Source organism: Paraburkholderia sp. EB58 (assembly GCF_050436665.1).
Taxonomy (GTDB): Bacteria; Pseudomonadota; Gammaproteobacteria; order Burkholderiales; family Burkholderiaceae; genus Paraburkholderia.
In genome coordinates, this window is the sequence record NZ_JBNDMQ010000002.1 from 526,279 (window position 1) to 543,549 (window position 17,271).

At 62.2% G+C, this 17,271-nt stretch carries 15 protein-coding genes; 7 read left to right on the plus strand and 8 right to left on the minus strand.

From position 1 onward, the window contains the following. Nucleotides 1–659 precede the first annotated feature (659 nt). Together P3T40_RS05000 and P3T40_RS05005 are read left to right on the plus strand one after the other, a co-directional pair. Nucleotides 660–935: a hypothetical protein gene (locus P3T40_RS05000; RefSeq protein WP_429266561.1), complete on the plus strand. Its 276-nt coding sequence runs from the start codon at nt 660–662 to the stop codon at nt 933–935. A 297-nt stretch (nt 936–1,232) separates the two neighbouring features. Continuing rightward, on the plus strand, nt 1,233–1,445 hold the full coding sequence (locus P3T40_RS05005) for a hypothetical protein (protein ID WP_429266562.1): 213 nt from the start codon (nt 1,233–1,235) through the stop codon (nt 1,443–1,445). A 367-nt stretch (nt 1,446–1,812) separates the two neighbouring features. Here the strand turns inward: P3T40_RS05005 and P3T40_RS05010 are convergent, their stop codons facing one another. Both P3T40_RS05010 and P3T40_RS05015 read right to left on the minus strand, forming a co-directional pair. Then, nucleotides 1,813–2,100, minus strand: coding sequence for a hypothetical protein (locus P3T40_RS05010; protein WP_429266563.1), 288 nt, complete (start codon nt 2,098–2,100; stop codon nt 1,813–1,815). Nucleotides 2,101–2,159: 59 nt separating this feature from the next. Continuing rightward, a complete protein-coding gene (locus P3T40_RS05015) occupies nt 2,160–2,948 on the minus strand; it encodes a Mut7-C RNAse domain-containing protein (RefSeq protein WP_429266564.1) in 789 nt (262 codons plus the stop codon). Nucleotides 2,949–3,042: 94 nt separating this feature from the next. On the opposite strand from P3T40_RS05015, the gene P3T40_RS05020 reads away from it, so the two are divergent. Beyond that, nucleotides 3,043–3,912, plus strand: coding sequence for an NAD(P)-dependent oxidoreductase (locus P3T40_RS05020; RefSeq protein WP_429266565.1), 870 nt, complete (start codon nt 3,043–3,045; stop codon nt 3,910–3,912). A gap of 104 nt (nt 3,913–4,016) precedes the next feature. Then, nucleotides 4,017–4,652 carry a LysE family translocator gene (locus P3T40_RS05025; protein ID WP_429266612.1) on the plus strand — a complete coding sequence of 212 codons (636 nt, stop codon included), beginning with the start codon at nt 4,017–4,019 and terminating at the stop codon, nt 4,650–4,652. Between the two features lie 296 nt (nt 4,653–4,948). Here P3T40_RS05025 and P3T40_RS05030 read toward each other — a convergent pair whose 3' ends face one another. The 5 genes from P3T40_RS05030 to P3T40_RS05050 form a co-directional block, all read right to left on the minus strand. Continuing rightward, a complete protein-coding gene (locus tag P3T40_RS05030; protein WP_429266566.1) occupies nt 4,949–5,773 on the minus strand; it encodes an OmpW/AlkL family protein in 825 nt (274 codons plus the stop codon). 152 nt (nt 5,774–5,925) lie between these two features. Next, nucleotides 5,926–7,143 carry a DUF2957 domain-containing protein gene (locus P3T40_RS05035; RefSeq protein WP_429266567.1) on the minus strand — a complete coding sequence of 406 codons (1,218 nt, stop codon included), beginning with the start codon at nt 7,141–7,143 and terminating at the stop codon, nt 5,926–5,928. 77 nt (nt 7,144–7,220) lie between these two features. Further along, nucleotides 7,221–8,630, minus strand: a complete 1,410-nt coding sequence (locus tag P3T40_RS05040; RefSeq protein ID WP_429266568.1) for a DUF2957 domain-containing protein — start codon at nt 8,628–8,630, stop codon at nt 7,221–7,223. Between the two features lie 498 nt (nt 8,631–9,128). Continuing rightward, entirely contained in the window at nt 9,129–10,076 is a 948-nt protein-coding gene (argC, locus tag P3T40_RS05045; RefSeq protein ID WP_429266569.1) for an N-acetyl-gamma-glutamyl-phosphate reductase, read from the minus strand. Nucleotides 10,077–10,291: 215 nt separating this feature from the next. Then, complete coding sequence (locus P3T40_RS05050) at nt 10,292–10,894, minus strand: YbhB/YbcL family Raf kinase inhibitor-like protein (RefSeq protein ID WP_429266570.1); 603 nt, start codon at nt 10,892–10,894, stop codon at nt 10,292–10,294. Between the two features lie 336 nt (nt 10,895–11,230). Between P3T40_RS05050 and P3T40_RS05055 the strand changes: the two genes are divergently transcribed. Beyond that, nucleotides 11,231–11,920 (plus strand): response regulator, encoded by a 690-nt coding sequence (locus P3T40_RS05055; RefSeq protein ID WP_429266571.1) that lies wholly within the window; start codon nt 11,231–11,233, stop codon nt 11,918–11,920. Nucleotides 11,921–12,086: 166 nt separating this feature from the next. Here P3T40_RS05055 and P3T40_RS05060 read toward each other — a convergent pair whose 3' ends face one another. Beyond that, a complete protein-coding gene (locus tag P3T40_RS05060) occupies nt 12,087–12,773 on the minus strand; it encodes an orotate phosphoribosyltransferase (RefSeq protein WP_429266572.1) in 687 nt (228 codons plus the stop codon). A gap of 445 nt (nt 12,774–13,218) precedes the next feature. Between P3T40_RS05060 and P3T40_RS05065 the strand changes: the two genes are divergently transcribed. Together P3T40_RS05065 and P3T40_RS05070 are read left to right on the plus strand one after the other, a co-directional pair. Next, nucleotides 13,219–14,490 carry an MFS transporter gene (locus P3T40_RS05065; RefSeq protein WP_429266573.1) on the plus strand — a complete coding sequence of 424 codons (1,272 nt, stop codon included), beginning with the start codon at nt 13,219–13,221 and terminating at the stop codon, nt 14,488–14,490. A 355-nt stretch (nt 14,491–14,845) separates the two neighbouring features. After that, nucleotides 14,846–17,128 carry an NADP-dependent malic enzyme gene (locus tag P3T40_RS05070; RefSeq protein WP_429266574.1) on the plus strand — a complete coding sequence of 761 codons (2,283 nt, stop codon included), beginning with the start codon at nt 14,846–14,848 and terminating at the stop codon, nt 17,126–17,128. Nucleotides 17,129–17,271 lie beyond the last annotated feature (143 nt).

Sequence of the window (17,271 nt, forward strand, 5' to 3'; positions counted from 1 at the left end):
GCCGTAACAAAACCATAACGGTGCGGAGCGCGCGTGCAGAGATGCGACGGGCCGGGGATAAGTTTGGTGGTGCGTCAGCTCATGCAGCGGTTATCAAGATTCCGCGCACAGGCTATTAGCTGCGCTATCCCGGAGTTGTCCAAAGGTGTACGTGGATAACTCTGCGCCACTCACCTTAAAGTTGTCCGCGAGAACGCCGTTTAACCGTTGTCAGAGCGGTGCGGTTTTGAGTTACGGCGCGGTCCCGTGAGCCGTTGTTCCCATCCAGTTCGTTGCGGTCGCCAGCGCACATACTGCACTGCGCCAATGCGCGCACATTGGTGTCGGGCGGCACGGGCATCCAGTAACGCGCGATTTCAACCGCGACTGTTGCTATTTAGCCAAAAACTACACAGCAGTGCACCGTCCAGGCATAAAGTTAAAGTGATTTGTGAAGTTACTTGTGCAGTGCGGGGGTGTGCGATGAAACGCAGAACGGCACGACAGCTTGTCCGTCTTCTCTCAGACATCAGACATTCTGCTCATTGCAGTACGTTGAGGGCCGCGGCGACCAACCGTGTTATGGAACTGGCGGAGGACGAAGCCGATGAGTCCTCCAGCTCGGAAAGTGCCGACGACACGCGCGACGTGACTCAGGACGAACGCATGTGGAGAAGGTCATGAGAGCCGCCAGCGAGCAGTCCCTGCGCTTCCTCGTTGAAAAGTGGCTGGCGCCGGGGCCGTCGATTCCCGTTCGCGTGACTGAATTCAGCCGCACCCGCTCGGGTCGCAGACGCTACGTGCGGGTCGAAACGGCCGTCGCGGCGGGTGGGCGAGGCCTGTTCTTCTTCAGGCACGACGATGGTTGTTGGTGCGTGTTCCCGCCCACGGCGGATCACCACCAGCATGTGGTGAACGAGGCCGTCGGGGCGCAACCGGCGATGGCGGGGTTTTAGTAGCGAGGTGTGCAGTTTTGCAGGAAACGGCCCGTCTCTGCTGCGCAATCTCGTCCAGATGACGAGGTCCCCAGCCCGTCACGCGAACGCCAATCGCTGCCCCAAACCCCCCAAAGGGATATCGAAAGAAACCTGTCTCCCGAAAAATACACGCGGCGCTATATGGGATGACAAACGCCCTACGCTGCGTAATACTCCCCGCGGGGAGCCGCCAGGCGCCGCGTCGCCATGTCTGCTTCACCATGCTGTTCTCATTCATTCACATTGACACAGTCGTTCAGGTTTGGGGATTAACACATGAAAAAAGTCATTGCCTCGCTCGCAACTGCAGCTCTCGCGCTGGTTTCCGTTCAAGCTTTCGCACAAGCATCCGACGCAGCAGCGCCGGCCGCAGCTAGCACCGCGAAGCCTGCCAAGCACCACAAGAAGCTGAAGACGCATGGCAAGCGTGCCGCCGTTTCGGAAGCTGCATCGGCTGGGGGCACGAACGACAAGGGCACGCAGAACTAAGCTGCCGTTTTTGTCTGCCGCGCGAGCCGCGCCGGTTCGCACCCGTAGCCAGCCATCAAGCTGGCACGGACTTCGAGACCGGTTGAGGTCGCTGGGAAAAGGCCAGAGCATCGCGCTTTGGCCTTTTTTCATGGGCGCAGAAAGCCGCCTGCGCGTATTGAATGGGCGCGGACGGATGCTCATGTCCAAAGCATCGAATCAGTACTGCGTACCAATTGCCGTTGACGGGCTCAGGAGATGTCTGGGCGTGAAACCTGGGAGTAGCCGCGCGCGGAGATGACCCCGCGCCTGCGTGCCGGCCGGCGCTGTCTCGCGGCGAGACTCGGGGCGTGCCTGCCAGGACCTGACGGCAGCAGGCGGATGGATATTACGACGCGTCTGCAGCGAGGCCGCGTTTGATGACTTCGGTCAGCAGGCCGGTCATGCCGTCCGGATGAGACGCAGCCTGCTCCTTCAGTTGAGCGACGAGTTCTGCGTTGAGCTTGCAGGCAAACGGCACGAGTCCTTGCGCCTGGTCGAGCTTGCGTTGTTCGCGGCGGTCGAGCACCGGCGCGGCAGCGGAGGCTTTGCCGAAGCGGTCGGCGGTCGACAGCTTCATCGAATTGGTCAGTTTTAGGGCCTTGTTCTTCTCAAGGTCGGTTTTTTTCATCGCCATACGGAATGCCTCTGCATGATAGGTAATCCCGCATTGTACGCATCGCGCCGCCTTACCACTCAGGGGCAGGGTCCAGCGGGGTGTAACGGCGCTTCGACTGGCGAGGCGCGCTCGCCCGCCACGCTGTCCATCAAGGCACGCATGCGCTGCCAATGGGTGCCTTCCCAGAACACGCGGCGGCACATGTCGCAGGTGACAAATTGGGTGTGCCGCTCGAGTACGCCCTCCGGCGCGCGGCCAGCCACCTCATCCTTCGGGATACGTCGCAGCGGCACGTTGCAGGTGAGGCACAGGCGAAACGGGCGGGCGCTGCCGGCCAGATCCAGCCGGTCGAATATCTCGCGCAATTGCGCCTTGGGCTTGAGCGTGCGCACGTAGCAACCGTGCGTGATGGTGCGCCGTTTGAGCAGCTCGCGGTCGCGCGTGAGCACGATGCGGTGTTCGGCGGCAGCCAGCACCTCGATGTCGGCGTCCGGGTAATGGTTGTCGTAGAGCGTGTCGAAGCCCGCAAGCCGCAGCAGTTGCGCGAGGCCGCCAAGATGGGCGTCGGCGATGAAGCGCATCACCCGCAAAGGGCGCTCGCGCACGCGCAGCAAGGGCTGGATATCGAGCGCTTCGAACTTCGGGTACACCGCCACGCGGTCGCCTTCCGCCAGTTGCCGGTCGAAGCCGACCGACTCGCCGTTCAGCAGGATCAATTCGACTTCCGTGTGCGGTACGCCGAGCGCTTCGATCATGTGCTTGGCGGTTGCGGCGTGCGCGCAGACGCAGCTGAACGCGCGCCGGCGCAGCGGCCGGGCGAGAAAATCGTTCAGCTCCTCATAGAAGCGGAATGTCGCGGTGACCATCGTGCCAGTATGGCACCGTGTCCCGTGGCGCGCTGAATGCACGTGTCACAGGGCTATGTTTTACTTCCGGTTCCTTTGAAGATTGGAGCAAGAGATGGACATCGGTTTTATCGGTCTGGGCGAGATGGGCGCCGCTATGGTTCGGAACATGCTGAAAGCGGGCCACACGGTTCGGGTTTGGAACCGTTCGCCGCAACGCGCCGAGGCACTGGCCGCGGACGGCGCCAAAGTGGTGGGTTCGCCATCCGACGCGTTCACCGGCGACGCGGTGTTTTCGATGCTCGCCGACGACGCGGCGCTGCGCGAGGTGATCGACGCGCAATTGCTGGAACACGCGCCGCGCGGGCTGATTCACGTCAACATGGCGACGATTTCCGTCGCGCTGGCCGAAGAACTGGCCCACGCGCACGCCTTGCTCGGGCTGCACTATGTGGCCGCGCCGGTGCTGGGACGCCCGGACGTGGCGGCAGCGGGCAAGCTCACGATTGTCGCCGGCGGCCCGGCGGAGGCGATCGACCGCGTGCAGCCGGTGCTCGACGCGATCGGTCAGAAGACATGGCGCATCGGTTCGCTGCCGCAACAGGCGAATGTCATGAAGCTCGCGGCCAATTTCATGATTGGGTCAGCGGTCGAAACGCTCGGCGAGGCGGCGAGCCTCGTCACGGCGCATGGCGTCGCCATGCAGGATTTTCTCGACGTGATCACGGCCGGCCCGTTCCAGGGTCCCGTCTATCAGGGTTACGGCAAGATGATCGCGGAGCGGCGCTATGAGCCGGCGCTCTTCAAGGCGCGTCTGGGCCTGAAGGACGTGCGTCTCGCGCTGGCCGCCGCCGATGCGGTGTCGACGCCAATGCCGGTCGCGAGCGTCGTGCGCGATAGCCTGATCGAAGCGATCGCGCACGGCGACGGCGAAAAGGACTTCGCGGTCCTCGGACAAGTGTCGGCGCGCCGAGCAGGGCGTTGAGGGCTTGTGTGGCGGGGCGCGGCGGGGCGATTTGAGCCGCCGGCCGCACCGGATGCCGCCGGCGGGCATAATGCGTGTCCCGCCATTTTCTCGCCGTGTCGATCATGAGCCTGCATACCTGGTGGCTGTTTGTTGCCACCGTCTTCGTCGTTTCCGCCATTCCCGGTCCGAACATGTTGCTCGTCATGACGCACGGCGCGCAGCACGGGCTGCGCCGCTCGAGCGCCACGATGGCCGGTTGTCTGACGGCACTGGTGCTGATGCTGTCGGTATCGGCGGCCGGGCTGGGCGTGTTCCTCGAGGCGTGGCCGGCCATGTTCAACGCGCTTCGAATGATCGGCGCCGCGTATCTGATCTATCTCGGCGTCAAGTCATGGCGCGCGCCAGCCGACGATGCCGAGGTGCACGACCCCGACGAACTCGCGGCGAAACCGGTGCGCTCGCGCTTTGCGCTCTTTCGTAATGGCTTTCTGGTTGCCGGCAGCAATCCGAAGGCGATCCTGTTCGCGGCGGCCTTGCTACCGCAGTTCATTGATGCCAGCCGCCCGACGCTACCGCAGTTCGGCGTGCTCGTCGCCACCTTCGCGGTGATCGAGGTGAGCTGGTATCTGGTTTATGCCGGCTTCGGTACCCGCATCGGGGCCACGCTGAAGAGCCACAATGTCGCGAAGGCGTTCAATCGCCTGACAGGCGGCGTGTTTGTCGGCTTCGGCGCGATGATGGCGCTGGTGCGCCGCTAGCGGCTCTGGTTTTCAAAGGCGACCGCGGCCTGCTGCTGAACAGAAAATAAATCAACAACTGGGCCGATAATTTTGATGTGGTTTAAACGCAACATTGAGGGTCTACCCTAATTATGATGTTGCGCCGCACCAAGCCTTTTGCTAGTATTTGTCTTGTCTCCTCCATGTCTCCTCTGATATGGATTCAGCCCGCCCACATAGGCGGGCTTTTTTTCGTCCTGCGTTTCCTCCGCTCCTTGCAAGGCTTTCTGTCACCGCTCCATGAGCCCCGGCCCTAACAACGGTGTCTCCACGTATCAAAACTTATACGAAACAGCAAGGAACGAGATGATCGGATCGGCCTTCAGCTCCGCCTTGCTCACCGCCAGTTCCGTGCCGTCGGCTGCCTTGACGATCACCGACGAGGTGGTTTTCAGCGGGATATACGTGACCGAGGCGATCAGGCCCCAGTGATCCGTGATGTTGTACTCCGCGCCCGCGTTGAACACCGGTTGCCATGACGACGAAGCCTTGGCCGTCACCTGGGTGGTTCCCGGTTTGCCTGCGCCGGCGGCCAGCACTGAGCCGAGATTGTTCTGGGTCGAAGTGACGAAGTTCGGGTTCAACTGGATGTCGGAAAACCAGTTGTACGACACCCCGAGGCCCACGAACGGGCGGAATTTTGCGGTCGGCTTGTTGAAGTAGTACTGCAGGATCGCCGCCGGGCTCCATTGGCGCACGCTCTTGATGATCGGATTGCTCGACGGGTCACCCAGATTCTGAGTACCGAGTGCGCCGGCCGGCCCGGGGGGCATGATCGTGCCGTGACCGTAAACCTTGAACACCGGCGGCACACCGGCGACCGAGGTAAGCGCAATGTGGTCGGTCAGGAAGTGGCTGAACACGAGACCGGCCGTGTCCGCGTTGTTGGTCGAGAGGCCGGTGCCGGTCGAGGTGAACGAGTTCGGCAGACGCAGCGGCGTGTTGATCGGGGTCGGCGCGACGTAGGTAGTGAGCGGCGAGCTCGATTGTTGCGGCGCGACGTGGAACCAGCCAAGCACGGCGAGATTGTCGCCCGCCTGCTGGGCATGGACGCTGAGCGACAGGCACGCGGCCAGCGCCGCGATAAGTATTCTTTTCATGACGTTCCTCCTGAGCGGGCGTCCCTGCTGCGCGCGGCGCCGAGGTTCGATTCCCGATTCGCCGTCGCGCTCTGGGCAGACCCCGGCCGCTGCATGTGCTGCAGCCGGGGAGCGGGCGCCTCGTTACGTGATGACAGGGTTCGCTGCGTCCATTACTGGACGAACGCGCCGATCGTGAAGTACGGCGATGCTGGTGTCGTAAGATCCAGGTAGCCGAACACGCCACCGGTGAAGATCATCTTTCCGGTCGGCGTGTTGCCGGTCGATGCGCCCACCTGGGTCGTCGTTACGACGCCTGGCACCGCCTCGGTGAAGTCCAGATTCAACGCCGTCGCGAGCGAGGCCTGCGACGCGTTGAACGGATCGAGCAGCGTCGCCTGGGTGCCTTCGAGCGCCGTCGTGCGATAGTCGAACTGGCTATCCACGCCGATGTACTCGCCGTTCTGCGAGTTCACCGCGGTCGTCGACTGCGGCGCGAGAATCGAAATGCCCGATTCGTCGTCGGCTTCGAGGGCCGCCGGATTGGCGACGCCGGTGCGTACCAGGATCGGCACAAGCTGGCCGCGCAACTGGCCGACGATCATGAAACCCTTGGCGACCGGGGTAGTGGCGAGCGTCGCCTTTGCCTGGCCCTGGAAGTTGTCGGTCTCGAACGCCCCGCTGCCGTCCGAAGACTGTACGAGGTTGGTTCCAGGCTGCTGGCACTTGCCGGCGTTGATACCGGTGTTGTCGCACTCGGTCCAGGTACCGTCAGCGTTGATCGTGATCTTCGCGTCCACCGAGACCGGCAGGAAGTTCTGCGAGGGAATCTGGTGATAGCCGAGCTGGTTGTAGGTGCCCGCCAGACTCGCAATATTCGTTTCAATCGACGAGAAGCCGATGAACGGGTAGTACGGGAACGTCGTGTCGGGCACGGCGCCCACGCCGAGCACGCCACCGAACTGAATCTGCGCGCCGGGGATCGTGCCGCCCGCCACGCCTTCGCCAATGAAGACACGCGCCGGACGAGTCGGGTCAAGGCTGGCGCCGTTCAACTGAAACGCGCACTGGTTCAGCTTGGCGGTCGGCAGTCCGGTTTCGTGGGTTAGCGTGCCGCTCACGGTCTGGCCCGCGCGGGTGGGGGTGACGGTGCCCGTGGTTGCCGGAACGGGCGATTCGACATAGGTGATCTGCCAGGTCATCTTGGTGGTGTCGATCTGCAGCTTGGCGAGTTCGCCGTCGCCGCCGCCGCCGGTGTAGACCGTGCTGTAGTCAAGCGTGGTGGGACACAAGGCTGCTACAACGGGCGCCGGCGGAGTGCTGCCGCCACCGCCGCATGCCGTCACCAGCGGCGCTGTCAAAGCCAGTGCCGCGAGGAATTTCCATTTCATACCGCCCCCTCCAGAATGTTCTCGTTTTCGATGACCGGCTCCCCGTCCGGCCATCCCTCGATCTAGTTGTTTCTTTTCTACTTGCTGACCTGTGCGCCGACGCCGAAGTACGGGCTCTGCGCTGTGCCTGAAATGGCCGAGGTCGACGCTACACCGTTGTTTTCCTCACCCTGGATGAGGATCGCGTACAGGCCGCCCGTGGCAATCGCGTAGCCGCTCGCGGTGGTACCGCTGGTGGTCTGAGCTGTGACGCCGACCAGCCCCGGACTCGTGGAGACACCGTAGGTCAGGCTGAAGCCATCCTCGGCGCTCGACGTTCCGGGATTGACGAAGGTGCCGGTTGCGCCGTTGATCAAGGTTGCGGTGTAGTTGAAGTTCGAATCCGCGCCAACGTAGCCGCCGTTGAAACCACCCGAGGCGAGCGCTGTGGCGGGAGCGAGCATGGCGATGCCGGACTCGTCGTCCACTTGGGGGATGCCGCTGAGATTAACGTTGCCCGTGCGCACGACGAGCGGGATGGTTGCCCCGTTCAACTGGCCGAGGATCATGTGTGCGACGCCAGACTTGCCGAGTAGTGGAATTGTCGGAGCAATGATCTGCGGAGCCTGGGTGCTGTCGAAATAGCCGTTGCTGTCAAGCGTGTACGGGTTGCCCGTGGTCAGGCAGCCGCCTGCATTGGGCGAGTAGCCGGTCGTGCTTTGGGTGGACGTGCAGGTGCCGCTGGCGTCGAAGGTTTCGATGGTGTTCGTGCCGACGGTTGCATAGTTACCGGAATTACCGGAAGGCGTCAGGTGGTAGAGGAGACCGTTATAGGTTCCCGGCAGCTTCGTGATATCCGTTGTCGTGCTGGCGAAGCCGAGGAACGGGTAAAAGTCGAAGTGACGGTTATCCACGGCGCCAATGCCCGACGTTAGCCCGGGAATCCCGAATAACCCGTTGAACTGCACCGTCGCGCCCGGAATGCCGCCACCTGCCACGCCTAAGCCAACGAAGATCGTCGGCGGATTGGCCGAGTTAAAGGCGGCTGCGGTGCTGTAGGTACCGTTGGGTCCTGAACCAGTGCCCGGCGCCAGCACGAACGCGCAACGTATCTGCTCAGCGGTCGGCAGCGAGCCGGCAGGCGGATGCGCAACCTGGCCGGTGATCTGCACGCCCTGGCGGCTCGGCGACACCGTGCCGGTTGCGAGCGGAATGGGAGACTCGAGCCACGTCAAGGTGTACGTCATCGCCGTGGCATTGATGTTCAGGCGCACCACTTCGCCACTACCGGCGCCGCCCAGATACGTGTTGTTGCCGATATCAGCAGTAGCCGGGCATAGCGAAGCCACGGTGCCCTGGGGTGGTGGACCCTCCCCGGTGCAGCTCGATCCGGAACATTGCGGCGCGTTGATCGCACCGGGGTTGCTGGGGCTACCGCCACCGCAGGCGATTAACAAAGGGGCGGTGATAACGGCCAATGCGAGGCCTCTATTTATGGCGTCCCACATGCTGCTGTCTCCCTTTCCTGTAATTGTGCGGAGTAATTTCGCTGCACGTTAGAGGGCTGTCAATTGACAGAACCGTCTAAAAAGGTCGATTCAAACAGCCTCTGAAACGCGCGACTCTTGCTGCCGTGAGGTTGACGAGCCTTTTAAACAAAAAATGATTTTTCAGGTGTGGGAGCCGCACCGTTGCTTCGCCGCACACGCTTGCCTGTCAAGCCTCGGAGCAAAATGGCTCTATCATCTTCGAACGATCGTTCGCGAAAAAATCAGGTGTTTCCCCAGGCGGAAAACTATGCGTATTGGGCCGTGAGAGCGCACGATTTACCGATTGCGGAATAACTGTGGGAGTTGGGTTTAAAAGTAATTGGGACTAGTACTAATTAGGTATTCGGAATGAAACTTTTAAAGCAGGAATTTGAAACTAAATGAAACAAAAAAGCCGGTTTATGAAAACCGGCTTTTAAGTTGAATGACAGCAAAGCGCTGTCCAGCGGAAGCAAGTTAGCGTTTCAATCCGCTGTCTTCGGCCACGCCGATCGCGAGGTTCATGCACTGGATGGCCGCACCCGATGCGCCCTTGCCGAGATTGTCGAGGCGCGCCACGGTGACAAAGCGCTCTTCGGTGCCGAACACGAACAGGTCGACGCGGTTGGTGTCGTTGTTCGCCTGCACGTCGAAGAAGCCGCCGTCGAGATTGGCCTCGGCATCGAACGGGGCGACGCGCACGAACGCTTCACCCGCGTAGTACTCGGCGAACAGCGCGAGCACATCCTGCGGCGTGGTCTTCTTTGTCAGCTGGCTCGGCGAGAAGTAAGTGGTGACGGCCAAGCCCTTGTAGAAGTCGCCGACGATCGGCGTGAACACCGGTGCCGACTTCAAACCTGTGTGGGCCGCCATCTCCGGCAGGTGCTTGTGCGTGAGACCCAGCGCGTAGGGGCGCGGGCTCTTCAGCTTGTCGTTGCCGCCAGCCTCGTAGTCCGCAATCATCTTCTTGCCGCCACCGCTGTAGCCGGTGATCGAATAGCTGTGCGCGGCGAATTCCGGGGCGACCACGCCGGCTTCGACAAGCGGACGCATGGCGAGCACGAAGGCCGAGGCATGGCAACCCGGCACGGCGATGCGCTTGGCAGTGCGCAGGCGCTCACGTTGCGAGCGGGCCAGTTCCGGCAAGCCGTAAGCCCAGTCCGCACTGGTACGGAACGCAGTGCTCGCGTCGATCAGCACGGTGTGGTCGTTCGCGACGAGCGAAGCCGACTCGCGCGACGCGACATCCGGCAGGCACAGGAACGTGACGTCCGACGCGTTGATGAGACGACGACGCTCCTCGATGTCCTTGCGCTTCGCTTCTTCGATACGCAGGATTTCTACGTCGGCGCGTTGTGACAGGTATTCGAAAATCTTCAGGCCGGTTGTACCTTCCTGGCCGTCGACAAATACTTTCGTGCTCATCTCAATCTCACTGGCTTACGGGGAGTGCGGGGGCGCAGGAATGCGCCGGAACGTCATTTTAAGACCGGATGGCGGCGAGCGTGCGCAAACATCGTTGAAAAACGACGTTGCGCCCTGGAAATGACATTGAGATGACGGTTTTATACGGCAGATGCCATCCGTTGACGGCGGGTTCGCGGTGCACCGCGCGGCGTCACGCCGCCGCGACGCGCGCCCTAGCGTCCGTAGTTGACCACCATCCGCGCGCTGCCGAGCGTTGCGGTGCCGATCTCGTGATCGAACATCAGCGCCGGCCGACCCTGGGCGAGCCGAAGATCGGTCGTGTTGAGTGCATACACGGTGATCACATAGCGATGCGGTTTGCCAGCCGGCGGACATGGGCCGCCGTAGCCGTCGATGTCAAAGTCGTTGCGTGCCTCGACGGCGCCGATCTTCTTCACAAAGCCCGAGGCGCTCGCATTTTCGGGCAAGCGGTCGATATTGACGGGGATCTGCGCCACCGCCCAGTGCCACCAGCCGGGGCCGGGCGCATCGGGGTCGAAGATGGTGACCGCGAAACTGCGGGTGCCTTGCGGCGCGTCATGCCATGACAATTGCGGCGAGCGGTTGCTGCCCTTGCAATCGTCCTGGTCGAAAACCTGGGCGGCGTCGACGGTGCCGCCATCGTGGAAGCTGGTGCTCGTCAGCGCAAAGGGGCCCTCGGCGAGCGCCCGTGGCCCGTGCGCGACGGCGAGCGCGAGACTGAGCATCGCAATGGCGAAAGACGGTGTTCGGGAGCGGGGCGAAGCAAGCGAAACGACCAGGCAACGCGAGCGCATGTGCCGATTCTCCATTGTCGAACGGAGTTAGCGCTTTAGCGCTTACTCCGGTCCCATGCAAGGTTCTTGCGCAGGGGTCGTGAACGATCATCCTCACGTTCATTATTGCCCCAATTTTGTCTCCCGAGGTCGAATCACGTCTAACATTTGGTCTGTTGCGACTTCTCGGCAACGCCCGGACGGGCCGAGGCGCCCTGAAATGGGCTATAGTCGGATGAATGCACGCGTGGGCTGGGTCGCGGGCAAGTTCAGAAATTTAATACCTAGAACCAAGAATTTTCAGAATGATGCATGGCTGAGGTTTCGGAGAGCGTGTTATCAGGCGAAGGGAGAGCAATGCCAGATCCAGTCAGGGTCGTCGTGGCCGATGACCATCCGGTGATCTTGTTCGGTGCGGAACATGCGCTGCTCAAGTTTCCCGGCATTCAGGTTGTTGCGCGTGCACGCCAGTCAACTGAACTCATTAAGGTGTTGCAGACCGTCCCTTGCGATGTGCTCGTGACAGATCTGGCGATGCCCGGTGGCCAGTACGGGGACGGTTTACCGCTGATCGGTTACTTGCGTCGTAATTTCCCCACTCTGCCGATCGTCGTATTGACGATGCTGGAGAACGCGGCGCTGCTCAAGCGGCTGAGCGAACTCGGCGTTACTTCGGTCGTCAACAAGGCCGACGATCTGAGTCATATCGGACTCGCGGTTCAGCACGTCAGCCGCAATCTCGAGTACATGAGTCCATCGGTCAAGGCTTCGCTCGATACGCTGCGCATGAACGCGGGCGGCAAGAGCGACGAGGTGATTCTGTCGAAGCGCGAGCTGGAGGTGGTGCGGCTGTTCGTCTCCGGTATGACTATCAAGGAAATCTCGGAGCAGTTGAACCGCAGTATCAAGACCATCAGCACCCAGAAGAACACCGCCATGCGCAAGCTCGGCATTGATCGCGATTCCGAACTGTTTCAATACGCGCAAAGCAATGGGCTATTGAATCTGTCGTCGTATTCGGCGGGAGAGCGCGGCGACGGATCCTGACGCGGCACCGGCCGTTTTCTGGCTGCCTGCGTGTGGCGTATAGGTGCAGCGTATAAAAAAGGGCTGCCTGTCGACAAGACAGGCAGCCCTTTTTAACAACAGCCGTCAGGACTGAGACCGGCCGCTTTGGGTGGTCCGGGCTCAGTCCGTTGCCGCTGATGCGAGCTTACTGCGGCGATGCAGTTGCGCCGCCGTGCGCGGCCGACCACTCGGCCGGTGCGTGTAGGAATTTCTCGACTTCGTCGAGCGTCTTCGTGTCGAAGTAGCCGTTTTCCTTGGCGACGCGCAGTACGTCCCACCACGTGGCGAGCGCGTGCAGATCGACGTCGATGTCTTTCAGCACCGACACGCTTTCCTTGAAGATGTTGTAGTGGAACAGCACGAAGCAGTGGTTCACCGTCGCGCCGGCGGTGCGCAGCGCGTTGATGAAGTTGATCTTGCTGCGGCTGTCGGTGGTCAGGTCTTCCACCAGCAGCACGCGCTGGCCTTCCGTCAGCAGGCCTTCGATCTGTGCGTTACGGCCGAAACCCTTCGGCTTCTTGCGCACATATTGCATCGGCACCATCAAGCGGTCGGAGAGCCATGCCGCGAACGGGATACCGGCGGTTTCGCCGCCGGCGACCGCGTCGATCTGCTCATAGCCGACGTCGCGCAGGATGGTGGCTTCGGCCATTTCCATCAGGCCGCGGCGCACGCGCGGATAGGAGATCAGCTTGCGGCAGTCGATATACACCGGGCTCGCCCAGCCGGACGTGAAGATGTACGGTTTTTCCGCGTTGAAGTGAACTGCTTGCACTTCCAGCAGCATCTTGGCGGTCGTGTCGGAGATCGTCTGGCGATCGAAGCCTGTCATGGGCGGATCCTTGGGTGAGAGCGGGGAGGGCGCGGGCTCAGAGGCCCGGTGGCGCAGCAAGCGGGGCATTCCGCGCCTGATGGGCGGAACACGTAGCCGGTCAGTGGAGTGCAGGCCGGTTTTGCTACGCGCGTAGCCCGACATTTTACCCGATTCGGACACTTCCGAGGAGGCTGTCGTGCGTGAAAACCCGTAATGACAGATATCGCGGCGTTGGGGGAGTTGGTGGAGCGGCTGCGTGGGGCACGCGCATTGCCGGGCCGCCGTCCGAGATGGGGCAGCCGCGGTACGGCCGGCCGGGAAGCGGCACAGCAAGACTAGCGTGGCGGCCTTTTTGGTTGGCTTGTGGCTCGGGCGGCCGCCGATTACACTCACGCGAATTTTCAAGGGCGGGCGGCGCTGCGGCGATATCGTCACCAAAGCCGCGCCCTACGGGATGCTTTCGATGACTGTCGCCTCTACCTCCACGTCCTCCCGCGCGACCGCGCCACGCGGCTATGCCGGCCGCGCGCTGCTCGCAGCGGTGCTCGGCTATGCGATGGACGGCTTCGATCTGCTGATCCTCGGCTTCATGCTGCCGGTGATCGCCGCTGACCTGCACCTGTCGTCCGCCCAAGCGGGCTCGCTCGTGACCTGGACGCTGATCGGCGCGGTGGCGGGCGGCTTTCTCTTCGGCGTGTTGAGCGATTATTTCGGCCGGGTGCGGATGCTTACGTGGACCATCCTGCTCTTCGCCGTGTTCACGGGTCTCTGCGCGTTGGCGCAGGGCTATACGGATCTACTGGTTTACCGGACCATTGCGGGCCTCGGACTGGGAGGGGAGTTCGGCATTGGCATGGCGCTCGTCGCCGAGGCGTGGCCGGCGTCGCAGCGGGCACGGGTGTCGTCGTATGTTGGGCTGGGCTGGCAACTGGGCGTGCTGGCCGCCGCGCTGCTGACGCCGCTGCTGTTGCCGGTCATCGGCTGGCGCGGCATGTTCGCACTGGGGCTCGCGCCTGCGGTGGTGTCGTTCCTCGTACGGCGACGCGTCGAGGAACCGGCTCTGTTCGTCGAGCGCGCGGAACACGCGAGGCACGCGAGGCACGCGAGGCATGCGGGGCAAGACACCGCGCGCAAGCTGCCGCTCACTCGCCTCGTGGCCGACGTAAGCACGACGCGCGCGAGCATCGGCGTGGCGATTCTCTGTTCGGTGCAGAACTTCGGTTACTACGGCCTGATGATCTGGCTGCCCAGCTATCTATCCAAGACCTTCGGCTATTCACTGACCAAATCCGGTTTGTGGACTTCCGTGACGGTTCTTGGCATGGCCCTTGGCATCTGGCTCTTCGGCGTCGCGGCTGATCGCTTCGGCCGTAAGCCGACCTTCCTGTTCTATCAGGTCGGCGCAGTCGTGATGGTGTTTGTCTACGCACACCTGAGTACGCCGTTCGCGCTCTTGATCGGCGGTGCGGTGATGGGCGTGTTCGTCAACGGCATGATCGGTGGATACGGCGCGCTGATTTCCGAGCTGTATCCCACCGAGGCGCGGGCCACCGCGCAAAACGTCCTGTTCAACATCGGGCGGGCGGTTGGCGGCTTTGGACCGGTCGTGGTTGGAGCGCTGGCGGCGCGCTATTCGTTCGGTGCAGCGCTCGCGTTGCTCGCCTCGATCTACCTGCTCGACATTGTCGCGACACTCTTCCTGATCCCCGAACGTCGCGGCGCCGCACTCGACTGAGTGACGCGCTTCACGCTTTTCGCGAACTGCAAAGGCAGCGCGCAACGCCTGTCAGCAATGACGCGCCGCAGCATTGCGATGACGCGCGCCGTGCGCGATCAAGTCCTTGTTTCGCCGATGGTTAGCGGCACTAAAGGCTACGCGTAATGACTCATGCGGGGTGTACACTAACTCCCCCGCAAACGCTCTGCACCGTCTTGCCAAACGCTCAGGTTCGACGCTGCGCCTAACCGGCGCCAAGCGAAAACCGCTGCAGTCGATTACCCGTTCGATTCATGCAAGCGAGGCACACGGCACGTCGAGTCGGGCCCCAAGCGGGCCGCGCCCAATTTACTTACGTCTCGCAGGCCAAAAAATGGACGAACAACTGAAGCAAAGCGCTCTCGCGTATCACCAGAATCCGAAGCCCGGCAAGATCTCGGTCACGCCGACCAAGCCTCTGTCGAACCAGCTCGACCTGTCGCTCGCGTACTCGCCGGGTGTCGCCGCAGCCTGCATGGCGATCTACGACGAACCGCTCGACGCGCAAAAGTACACCTCGCGCGGCAACCTCGTTGGCGTGATCACGAACGGCACGGCTGTGCTCGGTCTCGGCAACATCGGTCCGCTCGCCGCCAAGCCGGTGATGGAAGGCAAGGGGTGTCTGTTCAAGAAGTTTGCCGGTATCGACGTGTTCGACATCGAACTGTCCGAGACGGATCCGGACAAGCTGGTCGAAGCCATTGCAATGCTCGAGCCGACTTTGGGCGGCATCAACCTGGAAGACATCAAGGCGCCGGAATGCTTCTACATCGAGAAGAAGCTGCGCGAGCGCATGAAGATTCCGGTCTTCCACGATGACCAGCACGGTACCGCGATCATCGCCTCCGCTGCGATTCTGAACGGCCTGAAAGTGGTCGGCAAGAAGCTTGAAGAAGTGAAGCTCGTCTGCTCGGGCGCGGGCGCTGCGGCAATTGCCTGTCTGGACCTGCTGGTGCACCTGGGTCTCTCGAAGAAGAACGTGCTCGTCGCCGATTCGAAAGGCGTGATCTACGAAGGCCGTGGCAATCTGGATCCGTCGAAGGAACGGTACGCGGCAAACACCGACGCGCGGACGCTGGCTGACGCAATTCGCGGCGCCGACGTGTTCCTCGGCTGCTCGAGCGCCGGGGTGCTGAAGCCGGAAATGGTCGTGGAAATGGGCACCCAGCCGCTGATTCTCGCGCTGGCTAACCCGGAACCGGAAATCCGCCCGGAAGAAGCGAAGAAGGTGCGCCCCGATGCGATCATCGCCACGGGCCGCTCGGACTATCCGAACCAGGTCAACAATGTGCTGTGCTTCCCGTTCATTTTCCGCGGCGCGCTCGACGTGGGCGCGACGACCATTACGGAAGAGATGAAGCTTGCCTGCGTGCGCGCGATCGCGGAACTGGCCGAAGAAACCGACCAGGGCGATGAAGTGGCGAAGGCCTACGAAGGCCACACGCTCGAATTCGGCCCGGACTACCTGATCCCGAAGCCGTTCGACCCGCGCCTGATCATCAAGATCGCGCCAGCCGTCGCACAGGCCGCGATGGATTCGGGCGTAGCCACCCGTCCGATCAAGGACATGGACGCCTACCGCGAAGAACTCGGCACCACCGTCTACCGTACCGGCATGGTGATGCGTCCGGTGTTCGCTGCGGCAAAGTCGGCGCCGGCGCGCATCGTGTTTGCGGAAGGTGAAGACGAGCGCGTGTTGCGCGCCGCGCAATTCGTGCTGCTGGAGAAGATCGCCAAGCCGATCCTCGTGGGCCGTCCGTCGGTGATCGAGATGCGCCTGAAGAAGATGGGCTCGAAGCTCAAGTGCGGCGAAGACTTCGAGATCGTCAATCCGGAAGATGATCCGCGCTATCAGAAGTGCTGGCAGGAATACCACGAGATCGGCGCGCGCGAAGGCGTCACGCCGGAAGTCGCGAAGGCGGCGCTGCGCAAGTTCAACACGTTGATTGGTGCGCTCCTCGTGCGCGTGGGCGACGCGGACGGCATGATCTGCGGGATGATCGACACGTACCAGAGCCATCTGAAGTTCGTCGAACAGGTGCTCGGCAAGGCGGAAAACGTGCAGAACCTGGCGGCGATGAATCTGCTGATGCTGCCGGGCCGCAATCTGTTCATCTGCGATACGTACATCAACGAAGTGCCGACCGCGGAGCAACTCGCTGACATGACGGTGTTGGCCGCAAGCGAGATCGAGAAGTTCGGCATTACGCCAAAGGTCGCGCTGCTGTCGAACTCGAACTTCGGCAGTGTGCCGTCGGCTTCGTCGCAACGGATGGCCGAGGCACGCAAGCTGATCGTGCAACGCGCGCCTCAGCTCGAAATCGACGGTGAGATGCATGGCGACGCTGCCTTGTCGGAGATGGTCCGCAAGGCGGCGTTCCCGGGCACCAAGCTCACTGGCGAGGCGAACCTGCTGATCATGCCGAACGTGGAGGCCGCGAACATCACGTACAACCTGCTGAAAATGATCGGCGGCGAAGGCGTGACGGTGGGGCCGTTCCTGCTCGGTTCGGAGAAGCCGGTGCATATCCTGACGCCGGCAGCAACGGTGCGCCGGATCATCAACATGACGGCGGTGGCTTCGGCGAACGCGCGGGTGCGTGTCAACGCGGAGTAACTGTTCCCATTGCGTCTGATGCAGCGGCGCGTTGCCGTGCTTGCGGACGGACAGCAAAAACGCCACGGAATCGGATTCCGTGGCGTTTTTTTGTGCGTGCCTTTGGCGATGTCTTGTGCGCTTTGATGCGTTGGGAATGCGTG

What these genes read in the sequence shown, in the direction of transcription:
- P3T40_RS05000 (WP_429266561.1), top strand. Translation starts at nt 660, where the DNA reads ATGAGAGCCGCCAGCGAGCAGTCCCTGCGCTTCCTCGTTGAAAAGTGG.
- P3T40_RS05070 (WP_429266574.1), top strand. Translation starts at nt 14,846, where the DNA reads ATGGACGAACAACTGAAGCAAAGCGCTCTCGCGTATCACCAGAATCCG.
- P3T40_RS05060 (WP_429266572.1), bottom strand. Translation starts at nt 12,773, where the DNA reads ATGACAGGCTTCGATCGCCAGACGATCTCCGACACGACCGCCAAGATG.
- P3T40_RS05055 (WP_429266571.1), top strand. Translation starts at nt 11,231, where the DNA reads ATGCCAGATCCAGTCAGGGTCGTCGTGGCCGATGACCATCCGGTGATC.
- P3T40_RS05050 (WP_429266570.1), bottom strand. Translation starts at nt 10,894, where the DNA reads ATGCGCTCGCGTTGCCTGGTCGTTTCGCTTGCTTCGCCCCGCTCCCGA.
- P3T40_RS05040 (WP_429266568.1), bottom strand. Translation starts at nt 8,630, where the DNA reads ATGTGGGACGCCATAAATAGAGGCCTCGCATTGGCCGTTATCACCGCC.
- P3T40_RS05005 (WP_429266562.1), top strand. Translation starts at nt 1,233, where the DNA reads ATGAAAAAAGTCATTGCCTCGCTCGCAACTGCAGCTCTCGCGCTGGTT.
- P3T40_RS05015 (WP_429266564.1), bottom strand. Translation starts at nt 2,948, where the DNA reads ATGGTCACCGCGACATTCCGCTTCTATGAGGAGCTGAACGATTTTCTC.
- P3T40_RS05020 (WP_429266565.1), top strand. Translation starts at nt 3,043, where the DNA reads ATGGACATCGGTTTTATCGGTCTGGGCGAGATGGGCGCCGCTATGGTT.
- P3T40_RS05025 (WP_429266612.1), top strand. Translation starts at nt 4,017, where the DNA reads ATGAGCCTGCATACCTGGTGGCTGTTTGTTGCCACCGTCTTCGTCGTT.
- argC (WP_429266569.1), bottom strand. Translation starts at nt 10,076, where the DNA reads ATGAGCACGAAAGTATTTGTCGACGGCCAGGAAGGTACAACCGGCCTG.
- P3T40_RS05065 (WP_429266573.1), top strand. Translation starts at nt 13,219, where the DNA reads ATGACTGTCGCCTCTACCTCCACGTCCTCCCGCGCGACCGCGCCACGC.
- P3T40_RS05030 (WP_429266566.1), bottom strand. Translation starts at nt 5,773, where the DNA reads ATGAAAAGAATACTTATCGCGGCGCTGGCCGCGTGCCTGTCGCTCAGC.
- P3T40_RS05035 (WP_429266567.1), bottom strand. Translation starts at nt 7,143, where the DNA reads ATGAAATGGAAATTCCTCGCGGCACTGGCTTTGACAGCGCCGCTGGTG.
- P3T40_RS05010 (WP_429266563.1), bottom strand. Translation starts at nt 2,100, where the DNA reads ATGGCGATGAAAAAAACCGACCTTGAGAAGAACAAGGCCCTAAAACTG.